At 39.6% G+C, this 25,729-nt stretch carries 23 protein-coding genes and 1 other annotated feature; of the genes, 16 read left to right on the plus strand and 7 right to left on the minus strand.

Annotation, left to right across the window (positions count from 1 at the left end):
* Positions 1–72: 72 nt before the first annotated feature.
* Positions 73–387 carry a hypothetical protein gene (locus ABVF21_RS13290; protein ID WP_303532251.1) on the minus strand — a complete coding sequence of 105 codons (315 nt, stop codon included), beginning with the start codon at positions 385–387 and terminating at the stop codon, positions 73–75.
* 167 nt (positions 388–554) lie between these two features.
* On the opposite strand from ABVF21_RS13290, the gene ABVF21_RS13295 reads away from it, so the two are divergent.
* Both ABVF21_RS13295 and ABVF21_RS13300 read left to right on the plus strand, forming a co-directional pair.
* Entirely contained in the window at positions 555–1,622 is a 1,068-nt protein-coding gene (locus ABVF21_RS13295; RefSeq protein ID WP_283153860.1) for a M42 family metallopeptidase, read from the plus strand.
* Positions 1,623–1,688: 66 nt separating this feature from the next.
* Positions 1,689–2,192, plus strand: a complete 504-nt coding sequence (locus ABVF21_RS13300; RefSeq protein WP_303532247.1) for a DUF84 family protein — start codon at positions 1,689–1,691, stop codon at positions 2,190–2,192.
* On the opposite strand, the gene ABVF21_RS13305 is transcribed toward ABVF21_RS13300, so the two are convergent.
* The gene (locus tag ABVF21_RS13305) at positions 2,189–2,635 is read right to left on the minus strand and encodes a YtoQ family protein (RefSeq protein WP_194219239.1); all 447 of its coding nucleotides are present in this window, start codon (positions 2,633–2,635) and stop codon (positions 2,189–2,191) included. The genes ABVF21_RS13300 and ABVF21_RS13305 overlap by 4 nt on opposite strands.
* Before the next feature lie 230 nt (positions 2,636–2,865).
* Between ABVF21_RS13305 and ABVF21_RS13310 the strand changes: the two genes are divergently transcribed.
* The 12 genes from ABVF21_RS13310 to ccpA all read left to right on the plus strand — a co-directional run bounded on the left by ABVF21_RS13310 (position 2,866) and on the right by ccpA (position 15,604).
* On the plus strand, positions 2,866–3,879 hold the full coding sequence (locus tag ABVF21_RS13310) for a PTS transporter subunit IIC (RefSeq protein WP_371018341.1): 1,014 nt from the start codon (positions 2,866–2,868) through the stop codon (positions 3,877–3,879).
* A 16-nt stretch (positions 3,880–3,895) separates the two neighbouring features.
* Positions 3,896–4,210: a thioredoxin family protein gene (locus tag ABVF21_RS13315; protein WP_303532242.1), complete on the plus strand. Its 315-nt coding sequence runs from the start codon at positions 3,896–3,898 to the stop codon at positions 4,208–4,210.
* Between the two features lie 94 nt (positions 4,211–4,304).
* The gene (locus ABVF21_RS13320) at positions 4,305–5,102 is read left to right on the plus strand and encodes a DUF1444 domain-containing protein (protein ID WP_303532240.1); all 798 of its coding nucleotides are present in this window, start codon (positions 4,305–4,307) and stop codon (positions 5,100–5,102) included.
* A gap of 27 nt (positions 5,103–5,129) precedes the next feature.
* Complete coding sequence (gene ytpR / locus ABVF21_RS13325; RefSeq protein ID WP_303532237.1) at positions 5,130–5,738, plus strand: YtpR family tRNA-binding protein; 609 nt, start codon at positions 5,130–5,132, stop codon at positions 5,736–5,738.
* Between the two features lie 195 nt (positions 5,739–5,933).
* Positions 5,934–8,708: a DNA translocase FtsK gene (locus ABVF21_RS13330; protein ID WP_371018342.1), complete on the plus strand. Its 2,775-nt coding sequence runs from the start codon at positions 5,934–5,936 to the stop codon at positions 8,706–8,708.
* A gap of 145 nt (positions 8,709–8,853) precedes the next feature.
* Positions 8,854–9,951 (plus strand): nicotinate phosphoribosyltransferase, encoded by a 1,098-nt coding sequence (locus ABVF21_RS13335; RefSeq protein ID WP_194219244.1) that lies wholly within the window; start codon positions 8,854–8,856, stop codon positions 9,949–9,951.
* Positions 9,952–10,144: 193 nt separating this feature from the next.
* Positions 10,145–11,449: a UDP-N-acetylmuramate--L-alanine ligase gene (murC, locus tag ABVF21_RS13340; protein WP_283153867.1), complete on the plus strand. Its 1,305-nt coding sequence runs from the start codon at positions 10,145–10,147 to the stop codon at positions 11,447–11,449.
* A gap of 226 nt (positions 11,450–11,675) precedes the next feature.
* Positions 11,676–12,116, plus strand: a complete 441-nt coding sequence (locus tag ABVF21_RS13345) for a DUF948 domain-containing protein (RefSeq protein WP_194219246.1) — start codon at positions 11,676–11,678, stop codon at positions 12,114–12,116.
* Between the two features lie 14 nt (positions 12,117–12,130).
* On the plus strand, positions 12,131–12,547 hold the full coding sequence (locus ABVF21_RS13350; protein WP_194219247.1) for a YtxH domain-containing protein: 417 nt from the start codon (positions 12,131–12,133) through the stop codon (positions 12,545–12,547).
* A 105-nt stretch (positions 12,548–12,652) separates the two neighbouring features.
* Entirely contained in the window at positions 12,653–12,988 is a 336-nt protein-coding gene (ytxJ, locus tag ABVF21_RS13355; protein WP_283153868.1) for a bacillithiol system redox-active protein YtxJ, read from the plus strand.
* A 142-nt stretch (positions 12,989–13,130) separates the two neighbouring features.
* A complete protein-coding gene (locus ABVF21_RS13360) occupies positions 13,131–14,231 on the plus strand; it encodes a bifunctional 3-deoxy-7-phosphoheptulonate synthase/chorismate mutase (RefSeq protein WP_283153869.1) in 1,101 nt (366 codons plus the stop codon).
* A 362-nt stretch (positions 14,232–14,593) separates the two neighbouring features.
* Entirely contained in the window at positions 14,594–15,604 is a 1,011-nt protein-coding gene (ccpA, locus tag ABVF21_RS13365) for a catabolite control protein A (RefSeq protein ID WP_226614743.1), read from the plus strand.
* 27 nt (positions 15,605–15,631) lie between these two features.
* Here the strand turns inward: ccpA and ABVF21_RS13370 are convergent, their stop codons facing one another.
* Genes ABVF21_RS13370 through ABVF21_RS13380 form a run of 3 tightly spaced genes read right to left on the minus strand, consistent with a single transcriptional unit; the run spans position 15,632 to position 18,079 of the window.
* On the minus strand, positions 15,632–16,780 hold the full coding sequence (locus ABVF21_RS13370; protein WP_283153870.1) for an acetoin utilization protein AcuC: 1,149 nt from the start codon (positions 16,778–16,780) through the stop codon (positions 15,632–15,634).
* Entirely contained in the window at positions 16,777–17,424 is a 648-nt protein-coding gene (locus ABVF21_RS13375) for an acetoin utilization AcuB family protein (RefSeq protein WP_371018343.1), read from the minus strand. Before ABVF21_RS13375 ends, ABVF21_RS13370 begins: the two co-directional genes overlap by 4 nt.
* Positions 17,425–17,446: 22 nt before the next feature.
* Positions 17,447–18,079, minus strand: a complete 633-nt coding sequence (locus ABVF21_RS13380; protein ID WP_371018344.1) for a GNAT family N-acetyltransferase — start codon at positions 18,077–18,079, stop codon at positions 17,447–17,449.
* Positions 18,080–18,244: 165 nt separating this feature from the next.
* On the opposite strand from ABVF21_RS13380, the gene acsA reads away from it, so the two are divergent.
* Positions 18,245–19,960: an acetate--CoA ligase gene (gene acsA / locus ABVF21_RS13385; protein ID WP_283153871.1), complete on the plus strand. Its 1,716-nt coding sequence runs from the start codon at positions 18,245–18,247 to the stop codon at positions 19,958–19,960.
* Between the two features lie 43 nt (positions 19,961–20,003).
* On the opposite strand, the gene ABVF21_RS13390 is transcribed toward acsA, so the two are convergent.
* Positions 20,004–23,147, minus strand: a complete 3,144-nt coding sequence (locus ABVF21_RS13390; RefSeq protein ID WP_371018345.1) for a transglycosylase domain-containing protein — start codon at positions 23,145–23,147, stop codon at positions 20,004–20,006.
* Between the two features lie 140 nt (positions 23,148–23,287).
* Positions 23,288–23,510 (plus strand) — a binding site (T-box leader).
* A gap of 90 nt (positions 23,511–23,600) precedes the next feature.
* Here ABVF21_RS13390 and tyrS point away from each other — a divergent pair.
* Positions 23,601–24,866 carry a tyrosine--tRNA ligase gene (gene tyrS, locus ABVF21_RS13395; protein WP_283153873.1) on the plus strand — a complete coding sequence of 422 codons (1,266 nt, stop codon included), beginning with the start codon at positions 23,601–23,603 and terminating at the stop codon, positions 24,864–24,866.
* Between the two features lie 225 nt (positions 24,867–25,091).
* Here the strand turns inward: tyrS and rpsD are convergent, their stop codons facing one another.
* Positions 25,092–25,694: a 30S ribosomal protein S4 gene (rpsD, locus tag ABVF21_RS13400; protein ID WP_136948553.1), complete on the minus strand. Its 603-nt coding sequence runs from the start codon at positions 25,692–25,694 to the stop codon at positions 25,092–25,094.
* Positions 25,695–25,729 lie beyond the last annotated feature (35 nt).

A 25,729-nucleotide genomic window follows, 5' to 3' on the forward strand; every position in this document is an offset into this window, starting at 1 on the left:
TCTTCCGCAAGGGGGTTTTAATGATTCAAGACTTCAAAAGGAAGTCCCAAGAAGCCTAAAGAGTTAGTCTTCTTATTGAGCTTGTAATTCTACTAGTGTTCCTGTTTCAGCATCAACCATAAATTCAAGCTGTTGGAGCTGTCCTTCTTTTTCACAAGTTAGTCCACCAGCATAGACTGTGAAGGGGAGGTCGAACTTTTTTACTGAATCCGTTTTCATGTGAATCCATGAACCTTTGACAGTATAAGTAGATTTGACAGCTCCCTTCACAGCTTTTAGTGCCTTTTCAGGTGATATATACGTTTTTTTAGAAGCAATCGTTGAAGTAGTAATAGCTGCTGCTCCAGCTCCAATAAGCGCTCCAATTAATAGATCTCTTGTTTTCATTACTATGATTCTCCCTTCCTTTAATGGACGATTTATTTTCCATCTTCAGTATATCTGAAGTTAGCTCTCTGACCAAATATTTCTATAGAAAATCCGTGACACTAGCAACAATTATCTAGATTCGATACAATAGGAAAGGAATAGAGGAACGATGGAAGGGGATACATATGGAAAAAGAAACTCTCTCGTTATTTAAAACATTAACTGAATTACAAGGTGCTCCTGGTTTTGAACATGATGTTAGAAAATTCGTGAAAAGTGAGATTGGCAAGTACACGGATGAAATTATTCAAGATAATCTTGGAAGCGTTTTTGGAGTTAAACGAAACAATGGCCCACGCATTATGGTAGCTGGCCACATGGATGAAGTTGGGTTTATGGTTACATCAATTACTGAAAATGGGATGCTTCGTTTTCAAACACTTGGTGGATGGTGGAGCCAGGTGCTTCTTGCTCAGCGTGTTCAGGTTATGACCAAAAATGGTCCTATTCCTGGAGTTATTGGTTCGATCCCTCCACATTTGCTTGATGATGCTACACGAAACAAGCCAATGGCTATTAAAAATATGCTCATTGATATTGGTGCGGATAACAAAGAAGACGCAGAAAAAATTGGTGTCATGCCTGGACAACAGATCGTACCGGTATGTCCATTTACGCCTATGGCAAACGAAAAGAAAATCATGGCAAAAGCTTGGGATAACCGCTATGGTGTAGGTCTTGCCATTGAGCTGTTGAAGGAGCTTCAGAATGAAGAGCTTCCAAATGAGCTTTATTCTGGTGCTACAGTTCAGGAGGAAGTAGGTTTACGTGGGGCACAAACAGCGGCAAACATGATTAATCCTGATCTTTTCTATGCTCTTGATGCTAGTCCTGCCAACGATATGACTGGAGATAAAAATGAATTTGGCCAGCTTGGTAAAGGGGCTCTCCTGCGTATTTATGATCGATCAATGGTTACTCATCAGGGGCTAAGGGATTTTGTGCTTGATACAGCGGAGAGCAACGAAATTCCTTATCAGTATTTCATCTCTCAAGGTGGAACTGATGCTGGACGAGTGCATTTATCTAATAACGGAGTACCATCTGCAGTAGTGGGAATTTGTTCAAGATACATTCATACGTCTTCATCAATGATCCACGTAGATGATTACGCAGCAGCAAAAGAACTATTGATTAAATTAGTGAAGTCAACAGATCAAACTACAGTAGATAGCATTAAAAGCAACGTGTAAGTGAGAAGGGGCCAAAACGGCTCCTTTTCTTATGAGATCTTTTAAAAAATGGTGGAGGGAAGATGTATGGATAAAGTTGCAATCGGGTCGACAAATCCTGTGAAAGTTAATGCAGTCAAAGCTCACTTTAAAGGTGAAGTAGTGGGGGTGAGCGTTGAGTCAGGTGTCGCTGACCAGCCTTGGGGTGATGAAGAAACACTTCTTGGTGCTAAACAAAGAGCAATAGCTGCAATGGAAAAAGGGCATTCGACAATTGGTATAGGTCTTGAAGGCGGAGTACAGATGGTAGGGGAGCACTTATACGTTTGTAATTGGGGAGCACTTGTAGATGAGATAGGGAATGAAGTAGTAGCCGGTGGTGCAAGATTTCCACTTCCTGAAGAAATAAAGAAGAAGTTAGAACTAGGGGAGGAATTAGGTCCTGTTATTTCAGATTATGCGAGACGAGTCGATGTTAGCAAAAAAGAAGGCGCCATTGGTGTTTTTACCAATGGCGCCGTTACAAGAACTGACATGTATGAACAACTAGTTTCTTTACTGGTCGGTCAATATCAGCTGGTGATTCGTTAATTTGTTTCTAAAATATAGGACAGGGCTTTTAGTGCCTGATCAGTATTTTCCACTGTAACTTGAGCTTTGTTCGATAGCTCCTTTAAAGGATGGTGCAATGATTCAGGGCGAACTAGAATAAGTGGTTTGCCAAGGGTGATAGCTGTAGCAGCATCCATTGCACTGTTCCATTGTTTGTAACTTTCACCAAATAGTGCGAGGACAACATCTGATTTTTCAAGAAGAACTTGAGTTCTGAGATTATTGATCTCTGAAGCTGCTTCATCCTTCATAATAGCATTAGGCTGATTGCCTTTAATTTCTTCGCCAATGGCGTCAGAACGCTCATGATTTTCCATGGGTCCTACGAAGTGAATAGGTAATTCCAGTTTGATTGCTTTTTCTTTTAATTCATTTCTCCAGTTATCGTGAATTTGTCCAGCAAGATAAACAGTTAAGTCCATTTGTAGTCCTCCTTTAATTTGATACCGGTATTATTGTAGCATGGCTTTTTCACATATTCCCAGTAAAGTGAATGAGTAAAATCTTTCTCGATAGTAGGAGGTTAAATTACAATTTCTGTTTGAATAAGGAAAAATGAAGATACCCGTTAGTTCTGAAACCTTAATCAAACGTGGTAAATGAGAAATTTGTGTATACTAAGTAAGGATCAACAGTCTGGAAGGAGAAAGTAATGAACGGATTTTTGCAAAGGAAAGGCGTAACTCTATCACCACGAGTCTATTTTATTACAGCTCTAAGCTACATGGCTCTTGGTCTATTTTCATCGTTAATTATTGGATTGATACTGAAAACGATTGGAGGGCAAATCTCATCGTTATCATTTCTTGTTCCAATTGGTGAGCTTGCGATGAGTTTAATGGGACCAGCGATTGGTGTCGCTGTAGCGTATGGTCTACAAGCCCCTCCGCTTGTTTTATTTGCATCGCTTCTAGCGGGTGCAGCGGGTGCTGAGCTTGGTGGTCCAGCAGGTAGTTACGCTGCAGCGATTATCGCAGCGGAAGCGGGCAAACTTGTTTCGAAGTCAACTAAGTTAGATATTATCGTAACGCCACTAATCACTATTTTTGCAGGCTATGGAACGGCAGCTCTTATCGGACCTGGCATTCAAACATTACTGACTAATTTTGGTTCACTCATTATGTGGGCGACAGAGCAACGCCCGATAATTATGGGAATCATAGTAGCTGTTCTTATGGGACTAGCTCTTACGGCTCCGATTTCTAGTGCGGCCATTGCAATCATGCTAGGATTAGAAGGCATTGCTGCAGGGGCAGCTACAATTGGTTGTGCAGCTCAAATGGTTGGTTTTGCTGTAAGTAGCTACCGAGAGAATGGGGTAGGAGGTATCGTTGCTCAAGGAATTGGTACTTCTATGTTACAAGTTGCGAATATTGTTCGAAACCCATGGGTTCTTCTTCCACCTACGCTCGCTGGCGCCATTCTTGCCCCGATTGGCAGCGGTTGGCTGTCGATGTTAAATAACCCTTCAGGTGCAGGTATGGGGACGAGCGGCTTTGTTGGACAAATCATGACATTAAACGTTATGGGTACCGGAGGAAATATTTGGACAGCTATTCTTCTATTGCATTTTATTGGACCAGCTATTATAAGTCTGCTAATATCCGAGGTAATGAGAAAAAAAGGACTCATTCGTCTAGGAGATATGAAAATTAATACCGATTAGTATTAGGAGGTTTATCATGAAGAAATTTGTCAATCATGAAGAATATTTACAAGCAATTAAAGAAGGGAAATCGGTTTTGTTATTTTCCGCAGATTGGTGCCCCGATTGCCGCGTAATCGAACCGTTTCTTCCAGATTTAGAAGAGAAATACTCTGAGCTAGATTTCTATTACGTTGATCGTGATGATCATATTGAACTTTGCCAAGAAATGGATGTTTTTGGCATCCCGAGTTTTGTAGCCTTTAATGAAGGTGAAGAGACAGGAAGATTTGTAAGTAAGATGAGAAAAAGCAAGGAAGAAATTGAGGAATTTCTTACAGAAGTTAAGTAATTTCGTACAAAGCTATGCTTGGCATAGCTTTGTTTTTGTATTGGTTTATTTCATGGTATGATAAAAGAACATCTCAATTATAGGTGGTGAAAATATGGAACCAAAAGAATTAAAGAAATTGCTCGAAAAAAGTCTTCAACAAGAAGATCGTGAGCTTACATACAATCAAAAGGAAGAAAAACTTAGGGTAGAAGATAGTGCAACAGGTAAAGGAATCAGTCTTGGATTAAAGGGGCTGTCCGCTAAGTATGAAGAGCGAGGCGAAAAGATACTAGATGAAGTCGTTCATCATGTAGAAGAAACGTTAAAAGTAATGAGAGAGAAGCAAGAACTTAATGGCAAAGAAAACCGCATTTTTCCAGTCATTCGCTCGGGGTCATTTGCTTCTGAAACGGAAGCTGGCGTTCCGTTTGTTTTTGAAGAACATACGGCGGAGACAAGAATCTACTATGCACTTGATCTTGGTCATTCTTATCGCTTGATTGATGAGGAATGGTTAAAGAAGGAAAATTGGACGAAAGAAGCTTTGCATGAAGTGTCATTGTTCAATTTAAGAGGGTTATCTACTGAAGTAAAAGCAGATACGGTTGCAGGAAATACATTTTATTTCTTGAATACTAACGACGGCTATGACGCAAGTAGAATTCTTAACGATTCATTATTGGAACGCATGGAGAAGAGTGCGAAGGGTGAATTAGCGGTAGCTGTTCCTCATCAAGATGTCCTTATTTTTGCTGATATTGAGAATGAACAAGGTTATGATGCGCTTGCACAGTTGACCATGCATTTCTTTTCTAGTGGACTCGTACCAGTAACTGGACTTCCCTTTATGTATGAAGATGGAAAATTAGAGCCGGTATTTATTATGGCGAAAAACAAACCGAAAAAATAACTGTTTGATAAAAGGAGTACATGGACAATGAACATGTTTTACAATAAAGAAGGCGTTGGAGATACACTAATCGTTACTTTAGGAAGTACTGAACGAGAAGATAAAGCAGTTCAGCGCAAAGAGAATGTTGCACGTATTTATAGTAAAGAAACAAATAAAACTATTGGCTATAATCTATTTCATTTTTCACAAATCCAAGAGTTAACAAGCTCAGGTGTTGTTGAGGAAAGCGAAGAGCTTGTTAATGCTGTTAATCGAGCCATCCAAGCTAATGGATTTGACGATGAGCTTGTATACGATGCTTCCCCTAAGTTTGTTGTGGGTTATGTCGAGGAAATGGAAAAGCATCCGAATGCTGATAAATTAAATGTTTGTCAGGTGAACGTAGGACAAGAAAAACTCCAAATCGTTTGTGGTGCTCCAAACGTCGACAAAGGGCAAAAGGTGGTTGTTGCGAAGGTCGGAGCCGTCATGCCTTCTGGTATGATCATAAAGGATGCGAGCTTGCGAGGAATTGAATCAACGGGAATGATTTGCTCAGCAAAAGAACTTGCACTACCAGATGCTCCTCAGGAGAAAGGAATTCTGGTCCTTCCAGAGGATCATGAAATTGGTACGGAATTTAAGGCCTACTAGAAATTTTTCTAGTAGGTTTTTTCTTTCTATAAAATTGGGAATAAGAAATATTGAACCTATTTTTACGGTTTTAGACGAAGAACCTGTTTTTTTTACGAAAGATTTTAGAAACAGCCTTACAATGATAGGGGAGTTTCCGATAAAATAGAAGAATAAATCGACCTAAAAGGGCTTAATTAGAAAAGGTGATAGTAGTTGGATAATAATTGGATAAAAAAAGCGTGGAATAAATTATTTGACCTTGATGAGGAAGAAGAACCTCAAAGAAAGGAAGCAGATGTTAAAGAAACAAAATCGTTAAAAGACCGACCTGATCGAAAACATTCCATTGGGCGGATGGAAAGTGCAAATCGGAAGAATGAAGCAAGGATTGTTCACCAATACCCAAGAGAAGGGAACTTTCGGTTCCCTCTTATTCCGGATCATTCAAATAACCAAAAGAATAAAGAAGGGAGAAAAGAAGTCCAACGCCATCAAAGTGAACAGTTACCTACGAATAAACCTAAGGCTGAGAATCGTAATCAGAGCATCACTTCTCCGAAGAAAGATGGCCCCTCCAGCAAAACGACAAGGGATGGGCTTTCAGAAAACAACGGTTCAGTAACAAATAAAAAGTTCTCAGGTGTGAATTTCAAACCATCTCAAATCCCATCACCTATTTATGGTTTTAGCAAACGTCCTGTTACTGAAAAAATGGAAGAAGAAGTAAAAAAATCGCATCCAAACAATCGATACACATCACTCGATAAAAGTGACGTAATTGAAAAACTTATCCAGGAACCTGAACCTTATTCACTAAGCGAAGGGAACGGCATACTGACGGATTCAGATCAAGTTACTCAAGGTGTTGATCAGCAAGAGACTGAAGCCGTTAGTGTGAAAGAAGAAACGACAAACAATGCAATTGTTAATGAAGAAGATAGAGAAGACAATAGAGAGGTCTTCATTTCTGATAAGAACAACTTTGAAGTTAAAAGCGGTGCTTCCTTACCTCTTGAGACAGAAAAAGAGAGCGAGCAATATAGGGAAGCTGAATCGGAAATCAGTCAGACTGAGGAACAGTGGGAGCAAATAGAAACTCTCACTGAAGATGTAACATTAGAAGAAACAAACGACCTTCAAAAGAGCGAGATGCTAGAAGATGAAAACGAAGAGAAATCAGAGTGGACTGCTGATTATGAAGTGACAGATGATATGGAAGAGGATTTTATCATTTCAGATGAAGATTTTATTGTTGAGAATCAAAATGAGGAACAAACAGCTATTGAAGAATCACCAGAACCAGAACCAGAACCAGAACCAGAACCAGAACCAGAACCAGAACCAGAACCATCTAATCAACTCGAAGTAGAACAGCAGTTTCAGCGAGAACAAATAGAAGAATCAATTGAGGAGTCGTCTCAAAATCTTGAACATAAGGAGAAAAATGTTCAAGAACAATCCGGACGGGATTCCGCTCGACCAAAGCCGCAGGTTCCTTACAATGTAATGATGCTTGCGAATGACCGACGTCATTTAACAAAAAAACCAGGCAGTGGAGCAGAATATAAACTTCCTCCTATTTCACTTCTTGATATCCCTCCTCGTAATGAAGGTAATGACGAGCAGTGGCTTGAAGAGCAAAGGGAACTATTGGAGCTAACCCTTTCAAACTTTAATGTACAGGCTAAGGTAGTAGGGGCAACAATGGGGCCGACGGTTACCCGTTTCGAAGTGCAGCCAAGTCCAGGAGTTAAGGTGAATAAGATTACGAATTTAAGTGATGACATTAAATTAAGTCTAGCAGCTAGAGACATAAGAATGGAAGCACCGATACCTGGAAAGAATGCAATAGGAATTGAAGTGCCAAACCCTACGAGTAAGCCTGTATTTATTCGGGAGATTGTTCGAAGTGGAGCATTCCAATCTGAAGGTTCACTATTGAATGCGGCGCTCGGTTTTGACATTGCTGGGGAAGCAAAAATAACTGATATTCAAAAAATGCCTCATGGTCTTATTGCGGGTGCTACAGGGTCTGGTAAGAGTGTATGTATCAATTCGATCTTAGTGAGCTTATTGCTTAAAGCAAATCCTAATGATGTAAAGATGATGTTAATTGATCCTAAAATGGTAGAACTTGCACCATATAACGGCCTGCCACATCTAGTCACACCAGTTATTAATGATGTGAAAGAAGCTACTACTGCTTTAAAGTGGGCAGTGGATGAAATGGAAGAGCGTTATGAGAAATTTGCGGCAGCTGGTGTTCGAGATATCAAGCGATATAACGAGCGAGCGATAAACCACGGAGAACCTCAGCACAAACTACCATACATTGTCATTGTGATTGATGAACTCGCTGATCTAATGATGGTTTCACCACAGGACGTTGAGGATGCGATTTGTCGAATTGCACAGAAAGCAAGAGCTTGTGGGATTCATCTACTAGTGGCAACGCAAAGACCGTCAGTTGATGTAATTACAGGGCTTATTAAAGCGAACATCCCTACACGTATTGCTTTCTCTGTATCTTCGCAAATTGATTCTAGAACAATCCTTGATACAAGTGGCGCTGAGAAGCTTCTAGGAAAAGGCGATATGCTTTGTTTGGAGAATGGATCCTCGAAACCAGTTCGATTGCAAGGTAATTTTGTTTCGGACGAAGAAATTGAGCGAGTGACATCCTACGTACGTAAGCAGCGGAAGCCGAATTATTTGATCAAAAAAGAAGATTTGATGAAGAAGCAGCAGTACGATGATCAGGAAGATGAATTGTTTGAGGAAGCGTGCATGTGGGCACTTGAACAAGGTCAGGCTTCTTCTTCTGCACTGCAACGTCGTTTCCGAATAGGATTCAATCGAGCGGCAAGACTAATTGAAATGATGGAAGAACGTGGATTAGTATCTGAAGCTATGGGAAGCAAGCCTAGAAGTATTTTAATGACGAAAGCTGATTTTGAAGAAACATTCCTAAAAGATATGCACGTATAGTGCATATCTTTTCTACTTGTTTTATAGAGCCAGGTTCTATATGATAAGTAGTGTTAAGCTAATGTTAAATTATAGTCAGATAAGTGAATGGTTGAACATAGAGAGCTCACATTCGAATGACCAAACTACTTGAAGGAGCCCCATTATGAAGGAAATTGAACTTAAAATGCAAGGCAAAATAAAAAGGCTTACGAACCGAACCTTTAAATTTGATGAGCGTGTAGGTGAAGGCTGGTTTTCAGCTGTTTACTTCCTAAAGACATGCGAAATTGTGGAAGAGTTCAAGCCGGACAATATTGTGACAATGCAGTTCTTTCAAAAACATGATGCCGTTCTTTGTGGTTCAGATGAAGCAATTGCACTCATAAAAACCTTTGCGAAGGACCCTGAATCGCTTGAAATAGAGTCGCTAAAGGATGGGGATAAAATCTCTCCATTTGAAACGGTTTTGAAAATTAAAGGGCCATATCAAAACTTCGGTTTTCTCGAAGGAATTATTGATGGTATTCTGGGCAGAAGAACATCCGTCGCGACGAATGTTTATCATGTAGTGAAAGCAGCACGATCATCAGGTATCCAAAAACCGGTTATTTTCATGGGCGATCGTGATGATCATTATACTCAACAAGCGGGTGACGGGTATGCTTCTCATATTGGGGGGTCTACTGCACAGGCAACCCATGCGATGAATGAATGGTGGGGCAAAAGAGGAATGGGAACTATGCCTCATGCCTTAATTCAACTTTTTAAAGGTGATGTTGTTGAAGCATCAAAAGCTTATTATGCGAAATACCCTGAAGATGAATTGATTTCTCTTGTTGATTACAATAATGATGTAATTACGGATTCATTACGTGTAGCAAGGGAATTTGGCAAGACGTTGAAGGGGGTTCGAGTTGATACCTCTCGTACGATGGTTGATCAGTATTTTTGGCGTAATCCTGATGTTCTAGGGACGTTTGATCCAAGAGGGGTTAATGCAGAACTGATTTTTGCACTTAGAGATGCCCTTGATAAAGAAGGCTTCGAGCATGTGAAAATTGTAGTAAGCGGCGGTTTTACGGAAGAAAGAATTCGAACGTTTGAATCTCAAAACGTTCCTGTTGATATTTATGGTGTTGGAAGTAGTTTGCTTAAAGTAGACATTGGCTTTACAGGAGATAATGTCATTCTTGATGATGAAGCAGAAGCTAAAGCAGGCAGAAAATATCGACACAACCCGCGTTTAGAGCGTGTTGAATAAGCAAAAAAGACAGGAACAAAATCCTGTCTTTTTTGCGCCCGTAGTGCCAAATTACTTTGATGAATTATATTGGAGACCTGTCTCTTTTTCTGCTATAATGTAGTATTGAAAAGAAAAGCAGCGCATACTTGTAATGACATCATATACTAAAAAAGGTTACGCGGAGAAGAAATGAAAGTGTGGAGGTTCTGAAATGACTATATATCACTTTGTTGGCATTAAGGGATCCGGGATGAGCGCTCTAGCACAAATCCTTAGCGATATAGGATACAGTGTGCAGGGTTCAGACGTAGAGAAACGTTTCTTTACACAGGAGGCTCTTGAACAAAAAGGTATTACTATTCTTCCATTTGGAGAAGAAAATATTAAAGAAGATATGATTATTATCGCCGGCAATGCATTTGATGATCAGCATGAAGAGTTAGTGCGAGCAAGAGAAATGAACCTTCCTGTTTATCGCTACCATAAATTCCTTGGAGATTTTATTCAAAAATTCACTAGTATTGCTGTAACAGGCTCTCATGGTAAAACATCAACAACTGGTTTGTTGTCTCATGTTGTTGGGGCAGCAGAACCGACATCGTATCTTATCGGAGATGGTACTGGTAAAGGCGTAAAGGACAGTCAGTATTTTGTGTTTGAAGCATGTGAATACCGTCGTCACTTTTTATCTTACCAGCCTGACTATGCGATTATGACAAACATCGATTTTGATCACCCAGATTATTTTTCAGATGTTGATGATGTCTTTTCGGCATTTCAGGAAATGGCAATGCTTGTGAAGAAGGGTATTATTGCTTATGGTGATGATTCTTACCTTCAGCAAATCCAAACAAAAGTACCAGTCGTATTCTACGGATTTGATGATCAAAACGATTTTCAGGCAACAAATATTAAAATTGATGAACATGGGACAACATTTGATGTTCATGTTCGTGATGATTACTATCGTACATTCCAGATTCCGATGTATGGGAAACACAATGTGCTGAATGCTTTATCTGTCGTTGCTCTTTGTCACTATGAAAATCTTTCAGGAGATGCAGTAGCTGCTCAACTTGCAAACTTCAAAGGGGTTAAGCGTAGATTTACAGAAAAAGTCGTTGACAATCAGGTACTAATTGACGATTATGCGCATCATCCAACTGAAATTAAAGCAACTATAGAATCGGCACATCAGAAGTATCCAAATCGTGAAGTTGTGGCCATTTTCCAACCTCACACATTTACAAGAACAAAGACGTTCCTAAATGAATTTGCAGATGTGTTAAAAGAAGCAGATGTTGTTTACTTATGCGACATCTTTGGATCGGCACGGGAAGATGCAGGTCAGTTATCGATTGATCAACTGATTGAAAAAATCCCTAATGCTCACTTGATCTCTGAAGATTCCATTCAGCAGCTTAATGACCATGATAAAGGAGTACTTCTTTTCATGGGAGCCGGTGATATTCAGAAATATCAAGAAGCATATGAGACCGAAAAAGCGTCTATTTAAGCGAGAAGGCTCCTTGAGCCTTCTTTTTTTTTACTATTCTCCTGATAGAGAAGAATGAGAATGTGTTATAAAAAAATTTAAAAAAGGAATAATGAAACTTGTAACGAATTAATTATGGTGTAGGGTAGTAAAGTAGACTCATTTTTCGTTCGTATGTGAAATGACAAACTTGTGTTTACGAAAGAGGAATGAAGGGAAGAGATTCAGAAAAGGGAGGTGCCAGCACATGGAGATTATTTTGTATTTAAGTGTAGCTATTATTGCGATTGCATTTGCAGTTCTTGTTTATTTCGTAGCCCAAACTCTCAAATCCTTGAAGGATACGCTGAGTAATACGGCGAAAACACTTGATAGCCTTGAAAAACAAATGAATGGTCTAACAACTGAAACTACTGCACTGTTACATAAGACTAATTTGCTTGCAGAAGACATTCAGGGGAAATCTGAAGCTCTGGATACTGTTTTTGTACAAGTAAAAGAAGTTGGAACATCACTTGGAAAGATGAATCATTCATTAAGAAATATTTCTGGAAAAGTAACAGATGAGGCAGAGCGTCAATCTGAACAAGTTACAAAAGTCGTTCAGTGGGGAAATGCTGCCATGCAAATATGGCAAAAATGGCAAGTTAAGAAGAAAGCAACAGATCAGTACGTTGATTCAAAATAATAGGAGGTATTTATATGTCGGATAACAACATTAACACAAAAGATTTTATCATTGGTTCACTTATTGGTGGAATCGTTGGTGCAGCAGCTGCACTACTTTCAGCACCTAAATCAGGTAAAGAACTTAGAAGTGATCTAAATCAACAAGCTGGAGCAGTGAAGGAAAAGACTTCTCAATTCCGTGATTCTGCAGTAGAACGTAGCACAGATTTTGCTAACCGTGCTAAAGAAAAATCTTCAACAATTTACAAGCAAGTATCGGATCAATCGAATAACATTGTTTCAAAGATTAAAGATCGTAATCTTGAAACAGAAGAAAATAGTGATCTGCATACTCAGGCAGATGCTGACGTTGAGAGCTTCCAACAGGATCTTAGCGATCATTTCTCTGAAGAAGAACCGGCTTCAATGGAGAATCCTACTAAGTCCTAATTTGTTATATAGAAATGAAAAAGAAGAAGCATAATGCTTCTTCTTTTTCATTTCCTGTAAACTTCTTTATAATGAATTTATAGCAATTTGAAGGGGGATAAACTTATGGCCATTACAAAAATAACTACATCAGAAGATTTCAAACGCATCAAGGAAGCTAATAATCAATTTCTATTATTTAAAAATAGTACAACTTGCCCAATAAGTGCTCAAGCTTTTGAAGAATTTCAGAAGTTTTCCGAGGGTGTGTCAGAAGACGTGTATTATTTGAACGTGCAGGAATCACGTCCTTTATCAACTGAAATTGCTGACTCATATGGGGTAAAACATCAGTCGCCACAAGCGCTAGTGTTTAATGAAAATGAGGTCGTATGGAATGATTCACATTGGAGAATCACTAATACCTCGTTAGCGGATGCTGCGAAAAAATATTTAAAATAAACGGCTTTATAAAGCCGTTTTTCTTTTACTGACATGGTTTAATGCTTAAAAGCGTTTAAGAATTAAAAGAAAAGTAGTGACATTTTATTTTTCATCGTATATAATAACCCTAATCACTTAAACAGATAGGAGTGGAGATATTATGGCTAATATCCAAATTGATGAGTTGAGAGAGAAATTAGACGAGATTAACCTGCAGCTGCTTGATTTAATTAATGAGCGTGCTGAAGTGGCGAAAGAGATAGGTAGAGTAAAGAAAGCACAGGGGATTAATCGTTTTGACCCTGTTCGAGAACGTAAGATGCTTGATTTGCTTACAGAGAAAAATGGTGGGCCTTTTGATAATTCCACTCTTCAACATATATTCAAGGAAATTTTTAAGGCAAGCCTTGAGTTACAGGAAGACGATCATCGTAAGGCTCTTTTAGTTTCACGAAAACGCCAACCCGATAATACGGTTATTGATATTAAAGGTGAAAAAGTTGGAGATGGCGGGCAAGTTCTTATTTCAGGACCTTGTGCTGTTGAAAGCTATGAGCAAGTTGCTGAAGTAGCGAGGGCTGTTAAGAAGCAAGGATTTAAAATGCTTCGCGGTGGAGCTTTCAAACCACGTACATCGCCATACGACTTCCAGGGTCTTGGAGAAGAAGGATTAAAGATTCTTAAACAAGTCGCTGATGAGTACGATCTAGCTGTAGTCAGTGAAATTGTAAACCCTGCAGATATTGAAACAGCAGTTAAGTACGTTGATGTAATTCAAATCGGAGCACGTAACATGCAGAACTTTGAGTTACTTAAAGCGGCAGGATCCGTTGATAAGCCGGTTCTTCTAAAAAGAGGTTTATCTGCGACAATTCAAGAATTCATTAATGCTGCAGAATACATCGTATCGAACGGTAATACACAAGTAATGCTTTGTGAGCGAGGAATTAGAACTTACGAAAAAGCAACGAGAAACACGTTGGATATTACAGCAGTTCCAATTCTTAAACAGGAAACTCATTTGCCAGTTCTAGTTGACGTAACGCATTCAACTGGACGCAAAGATCTTCTATTCCCTGCAGCAAAAGCAGGTCTAGCTATTGGAGCAGACGGTATCATGGTGGAAGTTCATCCAGACCCAGCTGTAGCTCTTTCCGATGCGGCTCAGCAGTTAGATATTCCACAATACGAACAATTTGTTAAAGATCTAAAAGCAAGTGGTTTATTCAATCCAGCGAAAGCTGCGCCTTCTACTTTATAAGTAGAAGGTTTTTTTCTGTGTATGATGTATGAATCCTCAACCTGATGTTCCTAAGTGGCTTGGGTTCTATTGGAATAAAAGAACGTAAGAGTGTTATCATATATAAAGATGGAAGCAAATACGACAGATTTATGATTTAGTCTTTGAAAATTTACGCTTATATAAAGCAAAAAGCGACTAAATATGCTATCTTTAATACAGTATCTAATTGTGAAATAACCTACATAGTCATAATAGCAGGTGTTTCACAGCTAATAGTGGTTTATTAGTGTTAGTCGATATAGGTTTTGGTTTGCAGTCAAACGGATAGTATCGTATCATTAAATAAATTAAAGTCCGTAAGAGCATGAAGGAGGATCATCGTGAATACAACGATTTATGACGTAGCGAAAGAAGCAGGAGTATCAATGGCAACTGTATCAAGGGTTGTGAATGGCAACCCTAATGTTAAGCCTGCAACAAGAAAAAAGGTATTAGAGGCGATTGAAAGACTAGGATACCGTCCTAATGCTGTAGCAAGAGGTCTTGCTAGTAAAAAAACGACCACTGTCGGAGTTATCATCCCTGATATTTCGAGTATTTTCTTTGCTGAGCTTGCTCGCGGTATTGAGGATATTGCTACAATGTACAAATATAATATTATCTTGAGTAACTCAGATCAAAATAAAGAAAAAGAAATTCATCTTTTAAATACGATGCTTGGAAAACAGGTAGATGGAATTGTGTTTATGGGCGGTAAAATTACAGAAGAACATGTTGAAGAATTTAAGCGCTCCCCTGTTCCGATCGTTCTAGCAGCAACGCTAGAAAAGGGCCAGGAGATTCCGTCAGTTAACATTGATTATCAAAAAGCTGCATATGAGCTTGTGACAAGCTTTATTGAAAAAGATCATAAAAAAATTGGACTTGTTAGTGGTCCATTAGAAGATCCAATTAACGGAGAAGAAAAGTTTCTTGGTTACCGAACAGCCTTAGAAGATGCAGGTATGAAAGTCGATGAAGATTGCGTTGCAATTGGTGACTATACTTATGACTCCGGCATTGAAGCAATGGAAGGGTTTCTTGAACTAGATGAGAAGCCAACAGCTATCTTTGCAGGTACGGATGAAATGGCACTAGGCGTTATTCACGCTGCACAGGACAACGGTTATAACGTTCCAGAAGATTTCGAGGTCGTTGGATTTGATAACACAAGACTAGCAACTATGGTTCGACCAACGCTTTCCACCGTTGTTCAACCTATGTACGATATTGGTGCTGTTGCCATGCGTCTTCTTACAAAATTAATGAATAAAGAAACAGTAGAAGAACAAACGGTTGTTTTACCCCATCGTTTGCAACATCGTAATTCAACTACTCATAATCAAGATTAAAAAAACGAGCCTAGGCTCGTTTTTTTATTAATTCACAATTTGATAAAGCGCTCGTTCGCAAGTTAGTTTGTTTTTTTCTGTGATTTCCTGTTTCCTTGGAATGGGCTCATACAAATCAGCTTTATCATGCCAATTCTCTGGAAGAGAAAGTGGTGAGAGTGGGGCCCACCTTTCGATCCATTGTTTTGGCAGGGCGCCGGTTGCTGATAGCCCTTTCATTTCTAACCAAATTCTTGACCAAGCGCGTGGTACAACACGCCAGATATCGTAACCACCCCCGCCAACGGCAATCCATTTTCCGTCACAATACTTATGAGCTAATTGGTGTGCTAGTTTTGGAATGAATTCATAGCTTTGCATGGAAACAGAGAGATGTGTTAACGGATCATAATAATGAGCATCTGCACCATTTTGAGTTAGGATTACATCAGGCTTAAAAAAATCGATTACTTTTCGAAACGAATCCTCGTACACTTCCTGAAATGACTCGTCCTCTGTAAAAGCGTCAATCGGAATATTAAATGAAAACCCATATCCTTTTCCTTGACCTTTCTCATTAATATTTCCTGTTCCAGGAAATAAATAGCGTCCCGTTTCATGGATAGATAGTGTGCAAACATCAGGATCATCGTAAAAAGCCCACTGCACACCGTCTCCGTGATGGGCGTCAGTATCAACATAAAGGACCTTTGCGCCATATTTTTGTTTCATGTATTCAATGGCGATTGAACTGTCATTATAGATGCAAAAGCCTGATGCTTTACCTCGAAAACCGTGATGGAGTCCTCCGCCTATGTTAAGGGCATGAGCAGCTTTTCCTGTCATAACCGCATCAACTGCAGTGAGCGTTCCCCCAACAATAAGAGCACTTGCTTCATGCATGTTCGGAAAGATTGGCGTATCTTCTGTTCCAAGACCGTAGTTAGCTGCAACAGAGGATGCAAGGCCTCCTTTACTAGCTTTTTTTACTGCTTCTATGTAAGCTGGATCATGAATAAGAGCAATTTCACTATCGGTTGCAATCCGAGGAGGGACCACTTCTTGATCATTTAAAGCATTTATTTCGGTAAGCAAGTCCTGTGTGAGCTTAACACGTATATGATTGAAAGGATGATCGTCACTAAATTTATAATTTAAATAGTCTGAGGAATATACAAAAAGGGAGTCGCACTTCATTTTTGAACACCCGGCATATTTGGCCAGAGAACCTCATAACCTTCATTTTTAATATCGTTTACAACGGAAGTGGGATTCATCGTTTGTATTCGAAAAACGATGTTTTTGAATTTTTCATTGTGACTACACGGATAGACTAGAACGCTAATAATGTTAAAATTGCGCTTTTTAATGATTTGGGTAATATCGGCCAATTGTCCTGACACATTTTCCACCTGTACTTCAATATGTGAACTCGGCTGGTGTGCGCCTGTCAAAAGGATTAACGTATGTAACATATCCGTCTCAGTAACCATTCCGATTACTTTTCGGTTTTCAACAATCGGAATCGAACTAATGCGCTGCTCATAAAAGATCGTAGAAATTTCTTCTACAAAATCCAATGGGTGAGCTGTAATGACGTCTTTCTTCATAATAGAGGAAAGAGGAGACTGTAATACGTCCTTGTTTGGATTTGAGTCAAGAATTGATGGACTAGCATCTTTAATATCTCGATCTGATATAATGCCAGTGAGTTCCCCTTCGCTATTTACGATAGGGAGATGGCGAATGTTTTTTTCTCTCATCATTTTAATGGCATCAGCAATGGTTTGGTTCTCTTCAAGTGAAAAAACATTTTGATTCATAATTTCTTCAATGACCATCTTGGCTCACTCCTTTGCATTCTTAATACATGAAGCGATTATGGAATCGCAGGCGATCAAACGCTTGAACAGAGTCCTGGTTAATTCTTGTCCCAATTCTAGCCATTAAGCAATTTGCAGGATGAGAGCTTATTTCAGGATCATCCGTTGCATACCACTCAAGACCTCCTGCATTCATCATTTTCTCCATCACTTTACGATAATCCCAAACTGATAAACCTGTTCCTTTAAGGGCCCAATGCCAATAATACTCGGTAGTTATCACGATGTAATCATTCATTGCATCGTCCATAAATGACGTTTTGAGAAGGCTTTTGCCGACTTTAGCATTACGGTACTTTGGAATAACTTCAATTGCTCCTAATTCAATTAAATCTTCCATATTACCTTCTGACCAACGTTCAAGTGGGTCTGGATATAGAAATGTGACATAGCCTACAATGGTTTCTCTTTCTCTAGCCACAATGATACGGCCTTCAGGCAGACCTGCTATTTCAACCAGTGCTTTATGCTGTTGTTCCGGTGGGCGAAATGCGACAAGGTCCTTATGTAAATGATAGGATGCCAGGCGATCTGGAGTAATTGGTCCTTCAATAATAAGTTTTCCATGCGGGGTATTCTTCTCGATTGCATTATACGTTTTACGATGTTCCATCTAGTCACCACCTTTTAATAATGGTCTCAGTTCTTATTATACATGAAACGTGATAAATGTAAGGGGTTTCAATGTTATTTTTTGAAGTTTTGTCATTTGTTAAAAAATTAGGAATTTATGTTATACTATCAGTGAAAGACATGAAGGAGAAGGAGGAGATTACTTATGGAATTGAAACCGCTTTCTGCTACATTGGGTAATCATAATTTACAGGATTATGAAGCTACATACGAGAATTTTGATTGGAAAGACGTGGAGAAAACATTTACCTGGAGTGAGACAGGTAATGTCAATATGGCCTACGAAGCAATCGATAGGCACGCTGAGTCCGATCGTAAAAACAAAGTAGCTCTTTATTTTTCTGACCCAACACGAGATGAGAAGTATACGTACAGTGAGATGAAAGCAATGAGTAACAAAGCAGGTAACGTTCTAAAAAAAGTGAATGTCGAAAAAGGAGATAGGGTCTTTATTTTCATGCCAAGATCTCCAGAGCTATACTTCATTCTACTCGGAACGCTTAAGTTAGGTGCGATTGCTGGCCCACTTTTTGAAGCCTTTATGGAAGGTGCAGTAAGGGATCGTCTTGAGGATAGTGAAGCAAAGGTACTTGTTACAACACCTGAGCTACTTGAACGCGTTCCGGTTGATGAGCTTCCTAATCTCGAAAGTGTTGTGCTAGTAGGAGATAACGTTAAAGAAGAAGGTCCTTATATAGACTTTTATAAGCATTTTGAATCAGCAGAAAAGAAGCTTAAAATAGAATGGGTTGACCGTGAAGATGGGATGATTCTGCATTACACATCAGGCTCAACTGGTAAACCGAAAGGCGTACTTCATGTTCATAATGCGATGGTACAACACTATCAAACGGCGAAATGGGTACTTGACTTAAAAGAAGATGATGTCTACTGGTGTACAGCTGATCCAGGTTGGGTAACGGGGACGTCATATGGCATATTTGCTCCATGGCTTGCTGGAACGTCGAACGTCATTCGTGGTGGTCGTTTTAGTCCCGAAGATTGGTACGGTACGATCGAAAAATATGAAGTAACTGTATGGTATAGTGCTCCTACTGCATTTCGTATGCTTATGGGGGCGGGAGATGAGATCGTTAAGAAATTCGAACTTTCATCTTTACGTCATGTACTAAGCGTAGGAGAGCCATTAAATCCTGAGGTTATTAAATGGGGTAACAAAGTTCTTGAACGGAGAATTCATGATAACTGGTGGATGACAGAAACGGGAGCACAGCTAATCAGTAATTATCCATCAATGGAAATAAAGCCAGGATCAATGGGCAAACCAATTCCAGGCGTGCACGCAGCAATCGTAGATGATCAAGGAAATGAACTTCCTGCTAATCGAATGGGGAACCTTGCGATTAAAAAAGGCTGGCCATCAATGATGCGAGCGATTTGGAATCGTCCTGAAAAATATGAAAGCTATTTCTTAAAAGGAGACTGGTACGTATCTGGCGATTCAGCTTATAAAGATGAGGACGGATACTTCTGGTTCCAGGGGCGAGTCGATGATGTTATTATGACTTCGGGTGAAAGAGTTGGTCCATTTGAAGTTGAAAGTAAACTAGTCGAACATAGTGCTGTTGCTGAAGCTGGGGTGATTGGGAAACCGGATCCTGTGCGGGGTGAAATTATTAAAGCCTTTATTTCACTTAGAGATGGTCATGAACCGTCTGATGAACTGATGGAAGAGATAAGAAATTTCGTTAAAAAAGGACTTGCAGCTCATGCAGCACCTCGAGAAATCGAATTTAGAGATAAGCTTCCGAAAACGAGAAGTGGTAAGATCATGCGTCGCGTATTAAAGGCGTGGGAGCTGGATTTACCAACTGGCGATTTGTCTACAATGGAAGATTAGTTAATAGAAAACAGCCTGCAGCATATTGCTGCAGGCTGTTTTTTTACTGGTCGTTATTGCTTGTGTTGCCACCGGTGCTGTTTGAATTATTTCCGCTTTCAGCACCATTTGTAGGACTACTGTTTCCATTGTTATTTCCATTACCGGAGTTGTTGGAGTTGTTATCATTTGCATTTTCACCGGTGTTGGTACTCCCTTCATTTGAAGATGAATCTTCTGAGTTGCTGGATTCATCACTCTCATTATCGGAGGGAGCATTATTTTCGTTCTCTTCATTATCAGAAGCCTCATCATTTTCTTCATCTGTTGAAGGTTCTGCTTCTTGCTTTTTCTCAGGTTTTGGCTCTGGTTTATCAGACCAATCTCCATTTGTTACTTTAGCCGATGGTCCCGATTCATTCCCAGCTACATCAACTGCTGTTACGTAATAGGCATAAGCACCAGAAGGGATGTTAAATGAGCTACCATCAGATGCTTTTACGCTTCCAAGCTTCGTAAATGAACTACTACCGTTCGAAGCGCGATAAATACGATAACCAACAATATCACTTTCACCTGAAGCCCCCCAATTTAGTGAAGAGCCACTTATTGAAACGCCACCAACTGCGCCTGGTTTTTTCCCATTTTCTGAAGCGGTTTTTCCTTCTGAAACGATATTTAAATCACTAAATCCAGAAGGGAGAAGCTGTGAAATATCAACTCCTGAGAAGTAATCCTCTTTAATCATGACTCCGCTGGATACAAACTCTTCTGGAGTGGAACTAAGTGCTTGATAGGTCTTACCATTCATGATGACATAACGTCCTTGAGTGAGACTGTCATCCACTTCAGTTGGTACATACTTTGCATTGAATAGATCAGTTTTGACAAGTCCAGCTTTCTGACAGAGATCAGAGGCGAGCTTTCCAGATATACCACAGAACGAACGACGCACAATACCCGTTGGCATTTTGAATGATTCTTCAGGATCCATTATTTCTGGTTTTTTATCATAAGCGGCATTAGCAAATAGTGCCCATAAGTTTTTGTTTCTGTTGGCATATTGACTATCCATGCTAATTTGCTTGTCATATCCAGTCCATACACCTAGTGAAACATTAGGATTGACTGCTACAAACCATGAATCATAATAATTTTGTCCAGTTCCAGTTTTTCCTGCCCAATCAGAAGCGAATTTTAATTTCCCGGGAATGTCTTGGGCAGTACCCTGGTTAACTACATCACGCATCATATCGATTGATAGATAGGCAGTTTGAGGACTGAAAACATCCACTGGTTCTGGTTTTTGTTCGAAAATGGTGTTTCCATCGCGGTCAACTATTTTATCAATTAAATAAGCATCAACAAACTTTCCTCCATTAGCAAACGTGCCAAATGCGTTGGTATTCTCTTCGACACTTACTCCCCGTTGTAGCGCACCAATTGCCATTGAAGGATTGGTGCGATCATCAAGAGTCATTGTACTAAAGCCCATCTTCACCAAATAGTCGGTTGCGTCCACTGGGTTCATTTTATTATAAACTCGAACAGCTGGAACGTTATAAGACCTTTCCAACGCTTTACGTGCAGTTACAAGACCATGGTAGTTTGATGAATAGTTACCAGGATTATATCCATCTTGAATTGGTAAGTCTGGCACAATATAGCCAGGCTGAACTTTTCCCATTTCCATTGCCGGGGCATAGTCAAGCAATGGTTTCATTGTAGAACCGTTTGATCGATAGGCGTCTGTAGCATGGTTAAGTTCTTCTTGCGCGAAATCCCTTCCACCAACAAATGAAAGAATTTTTCCAGATTCATTTTCGATGAGGATACTACCTACTTGCATAGGAAATTCTTTATTTTCAAGCTCTCCAGTTTCAGGATTTTGCACGGAGAGGGTTTTAGCACTTTGGAAATAGCTTCCGTTTTCTAGTACTTTATCTCTTGCAGCATTCATAGATTCATAAATATCTTTGTCAATTGTAGTATATATTTTATATCCATTTTTGCGAAGCTCTTTCTCTGCATTACTCATAAATTCAAGGAATACATCTGAATTTTCTTGAACTTCTTCCCATTTCAAATCCATTTTCTTGGCTATTTCCGTTGCAGATCTACCAGTAACGTTAGCATCATAAGTAATTTGATTGTAATAGTCTACACTCTTCGAAAGTTCCTTCCCGTCATATCCTTCTTCATTGGCGATCTGCTCGGCAAGAACTCGCTTCGCACGATCTTCAATCTCAAATGTAAGGTAAGGGTATTTTTCTACTGGCGAAGGCGAAGACTCAGCTAGATTTTTTTCAATATCGTATTCTAGCGCTTTGTTATACTCTTCTTCAGTGATTGTTTCTTCTTCATACATACGATATAGAACAAATTCCATCCGATCGATTCCAGCTGAAAGATCCTTCTTTACCTCACCCGAATTTGTAAAAGGGGTGTATGTATAAGGGTTTTTGGGAATACCTGCAATGAATGCAGCTTGAGGCAAATTTAAATCACTAGCATTTACACCAAATATGCCCTGTGAGGCTGCTTGTACGCCCGCAATATTATTACCGGAAGCATTTCGTCCATAAGGAACGATATTAAGGTATGCTTCTAGAATTTCTTCTTTATTAAAGAAATTTTCGAGTCGAAGAGCGAGTAGCATTTCTTTTGCTTTTCGTTCGAAAGAAACTTCTCTTGTTAGAATCTGGTTCTTAACTAACTGTTGTGTTAATGTACTACCACCGCTTCGATCATCTGAATTGGTGACTTCTTGAAGAACGGCACGTCCAATTGCTTTTGGAACAATACCATCGTGATCGAAGAAATATTCATCTTCTGTGGAAATAACTGCTTTTTGTAGAAGAGGAGAAACGTTTTTTAACTCAACCTCTTTTCGCTCAATATCAGAACGAAAGTTACCAAGAAGAACATCACCTGCAAAATATACCTCACTGGTTTCTTCATAGTTATAAACGTCTCTCTTCATCTCATCGTAAGAGCGAATCGGTTCATCTTTAACAAGTGATGCGAAATATCCTGCACCAACACCACCGGCGAAAATAGTGCCCATTAGACCTAGCACGATAAAAATAAGAAATAAATTCCAAGTCACTTTGTAGGCGATCCTGGACCCGGTTAAGATGTTATATTCTTGTAATCTATCAATGAACGCGTTCCACTTCTGCCTGATAGAAGAAAAAAGCTCTCGCATTCCTATACCCCCTCAAATTAATCCTGTTTATTATAGCATATGTCGTCGAGATTTGTATAAACTGGTAGGGATTTCTATAGGCTTAGAATTGACATGATTTTACCTTTGTGATATTAATTTAATTAGTGTTTTTTAATGAACGACATGCCTTGATTGGACGAAGTAGCATTTTTCTCCCTTTTTCAGAGAGCTGATGTGCGGTGAGAATCAGCATAAAGGAAAATGTGAATTACCTCCATGAGCATCTAATGGGAAAGACAGTGTCTGTGTAGCATTAGACGGTTCAGACCGTTATTCTGACTGAGTGGGAGAAAGGTTACTTTCTTCAACAAGGGTGGTACCGCGATTAAACTCGTCCCTTTTCTGGGGCGGGTTTTTTTTGTTTTTTTTTGCCTATTAAGATTATTTTAGTGGTTTGCCAAAAGATATTATTAACGAAAGGGAGTCGATTACATGCACATATTAGAAGAATTAGAAGCAAGAGGACTTTTAAATCAAGTTACAGATAGAGAGGGCCTTGAAAAGGAACTTTCAGAAAACCGCATTGCTCTTTATTCTGGCTTTGATCCTACAGCTGATAGCCTTCATATTGGGCATCTTTTGCCTGTTCTAGCCCTACGTAGATTTCAGTTAGCTGGCCACACGCCGATTGCGCTTGTTGGTGGAGCTACTGGGCTGATTGGTGACCCTAGTGGCCGTTCAAATGAACGTACGTTGAATTCAGAAGACATCGTAAAAGATTGGACGAATAAGTTACAGGGGCAGCTTGCTCGCTTCTTGGATTTTGGAACAGATGCGAACTCTGCAAAAGCTGTAAACAACTACGACTGGATTGGGGAGCTAAATGTTATTCCATTCCTGCGTGATGTTGGAAAGAACTTTGGTTTGAACTATATGCTTGCGAAAGATTCTGTTACTTCACGTCTTGAAGCGGGAATTTCTTTTACAGAATTTACGTATATGATTCTTCAATCATATGATTTTCTTCAGCTTTACCGGAAAGAAAACTGTCGTCTTCAAATTGGAGGAAGTGACCAATGGGGGAACATCACAGCAGGTCTTGAACTGATTCGTAAAGAAGAAGGCAGCGAAGAGTCTTCAAAAGCCTATGGAGCAACATTCCCACTTGTTACGAAGAGTGATGGTTCTAAGTTCGGTAAATCTGAAGGTGGAGCGATTTGGCTTGATGCCGATAAAACCTCTCCTTACGAATTCTATCAGTTCTGGATTAACACAGATGATCGTGATGTTGTGAAATTCCTTCATTACTTTACCTTCTTAAGTATTGAAGAAATTAAAGAGATTGAATCTAAGCACATCGAGGCGCCTGAAAAAAGAGAAGCTCATCGTACTCTTGCTGAAGAAGTGACAAAGCTTGTTCACGGAGAAGAAAAACTTCAGCAGGCAATCAACATCTCGGAAGCGCTGTTCAGTGGTGACATTAAACAGCTAACAGCTGATGAAATCCGTTTAGGTTTTAAGGATGTTCCTTCTTACCATGTAGAAGATAATGAAAAGGGACTTATCGATCTTCTTGTAGAAGCTGGTATATCTTCATCTAAGCGCCAGGCAAGAGAAGATGTGAAAAATGGAGCGGTGTATATCAACGGTGAACGGTGTCAGGAAATGGATAAAGTTATTTCAGAAAGCGACCAAATCGAAAATCAATACGTGATTATTCGTAGAGGGAAGAAGAAATATTACCTTCTTACTTACTAATCATTTAGCTATTTTAACTAATACTGGTAATTCCCAATAACGAATAGTTATCACAGAGAGTAAATGAGCTAAAAATCACCAGCGGTTATTAACAGCCAATCATAAAGAGGAAGACCCTCCCATTGAAAAAAAGGAGGGTCTTTCTCTTTTTTTTTATGTTTTTTGTGCTAAGTAAATTGGGACATAAAAAAACCCCGGAATAAGTTCCGGGGTTTTTGAAACAGCTTAACGAGAGTAGTACTCAACGATAAGAGCTTCAGTGATTTCAGCAGGAAGTTCAGAACGCTCAGGAAGACGAGAGAACGTACCTTCAAGCTTATCTGCATCGAAAGTAAGGTATTCTGGAACGAAATTGTTTACTTCGATAGCTTCTTTGATGATGTCAAGGTTGTTAGACTTCTCACGAACGCTGATCACTTGACCAGTCGCTACACGGTAAGAAGGAATGTCAACGCGTTTGCCATCAACTGTGATGTGGCCGTGGTTAACTAGCTGACGAGCCTGACGGCGAGTGCGAGCTAGACCTAGACGATAAACAAGGTTATCAAGACGAGCTTCAAGAAGAATCATGAAGTTTTCACCATGAACACCTTTCATTTTGCCAGCATCATCGAAAAGACGACGGAATTGACGCTCAGTCATGCCGTACATGTGACGAAGCTTTTGCTTCTCTTGAAGTTGAAGACCATATTCAGAAAGCTTTCTACGCTGGTTAGGTCCGTGTTGACCTGGAGCGTAAGGACGCTTTTCCAATTCTTTACCTGTTCCACTTAGAGAAATACCAAGACGACGAGAAATTTTCCAACTTGGTCCTGTATAACGAGCCATAATTAGCTCCTCCTTTATACCATTATTATTGGTAT

The organism is Pseudalkalibacillus sp. JSM 102089 (genome assembly GCF_041366475.1).
GTDB lineage: Bacteria > Bacillota > Bacilli > Bacillales > Guptibacillaceae > Guptibacillus > Guptibacillus hwajinpoensis_B.

Bases quoted from the DNA above. Each gene is read 5' to 3' on its own strand.
- ABVF21_RS13290 (WP_303532251.1), bottom strand. From the start codon at position 387: ATGAAAACAAGAGATCTATTAATTGGAGCGCTTATTGGAGCTGGAGCA.
- ABVF21_RS13295 (WP_283153860.1), top strand. From the start codon at position 555: ATGGAAAAAGAAACTCTCTCGTTATTTAAAACATTAACTGAATTACAA.
- ABVF21_RS13300 (WP_303532247.1), top strand. From the start codon at position 1,689: ATGGATAAAGTTGCAATCGGGTCGACAAATCCTGTGAAAGTTAATGCA.
- ABVF21_RS13305 (WP_194219239.1), bottom strand. From the start codon at position 2,635: ATGGACTTAACTGTTTATCTTGCTGGACAAATTCACGATAACTGGAGA.
- ABVF21_RS13310 (WP_371018341.1), top strand. From the start codon at position 2,866: ATGAACGGATTTTTGCAAAGGAAAGGCGTAACTCTATCACCACGAGTC.
- ABVF21_RS13315 (WP_303532242.1), top strand. From the start codon at position 3,896: ATGAAGAAATTTGTCAATCATGAAGAATATTTACAAGCAATTAAAGAA.
- ABVF21_RS13320 (WP_303532240.1), top strand. From the start codon at position 4,305: ATGGAACCAAAAGAATTAAAGAAATTGCTCGAAAAAAGTCTTCAACAA.
- ytpR (WP_303532237.1), top strand. From the start codon at position 5,130: ATGAACATGTTTTACAATAAAGAAGGCGTTGGAGATACACTAATCGTT.
- ABVF21_RS13335 (WP_194219244.1), top strand. From the start codon at position 8,854: ATGAAGGAAATTGAACTTAAAATGCAAGGCAAAATAAAAAGGCTTACG.
- murC (WP_283153867.1), top strand. From the start codon at position 10,145: ATGACTATATATCACTTTGTTGGCATTAAGGGATCCGGGATGAGCGCT.
- ABVF21_RS13345 (WP_194219246.1), top strand. From the start codon at position 11,676: ATGGAGATTATTTTGTATTTAAGTGTAGCTATTATTGCGATTGCATTT.
- ABVF21_RS13350 (WP_194219247.1), top strand. From the start codon at position 12,131: ATGTCGGATAACAACATTAACACAAAAGATTTTATCATTGGTTCACTT.
- ytxJ (WP_283153868.1), top strand. From the start codon at position 12,653: ATGGCCATTACAAAAATAACTACATCAGAAGATTTCAAACGCATCAAG.
- ABVF21_RS13360 (WP_283153869.1), top strand. From the start codon at position 13,131: ATGGCTAATATCCAAATTGATGAGTTGAGAGAGAAATTAGACGAGATT.
- ABVF21_RS13370 (WP_283153870.1), bottom strand. From the start codon at position 16,780: ATGAAGTGCGACTCCCTTTTTGTATATTCCTCAGACTATTTAAATTAT.
- ABVF21_RS13375 (WP_371018343.1), bottom strand. From the start codon at position 17,424: ATGGTCATTGAAGAAATTATGAATCAAAATGTTTTTTCACTTGAAGAG.
- ABVF21_RS13380 (WP_371018344.1), bottom strand. From the start codon at position 18,079: ATGGAACATCGTAAAACGTATAATGCAATCGAGAAGAATACCCCGCAT.
- acsA (WP_283153871.1), top strand. From the start codon at position 18,245: ATGGAATTGAAACCGCTTTCTGCTACATTGGGTAATCATAATTTACAG.
- ABVF21_RS13390 (WP_371018345.1), bottom strand. From the start codon at position 23,147: ATGCGAGAGCTTTTTTCTTCTATCAGGCAGAAGTGGAACGCGTTCATT.
- tyrS (WP_283153873.1), top strand. From the start codon at position 23,601: ATGCACATATTAGAAGAATTAGAAGCAAGAGGACTTTTAAATCAAGTT.
- rpsD (WP_136948553.1), bottom strand. From the start codon at position 25,694: ATGGCTCGTTATACAGGACCAAGTTGGAAAATTTCTCGTCGTCTTGGT.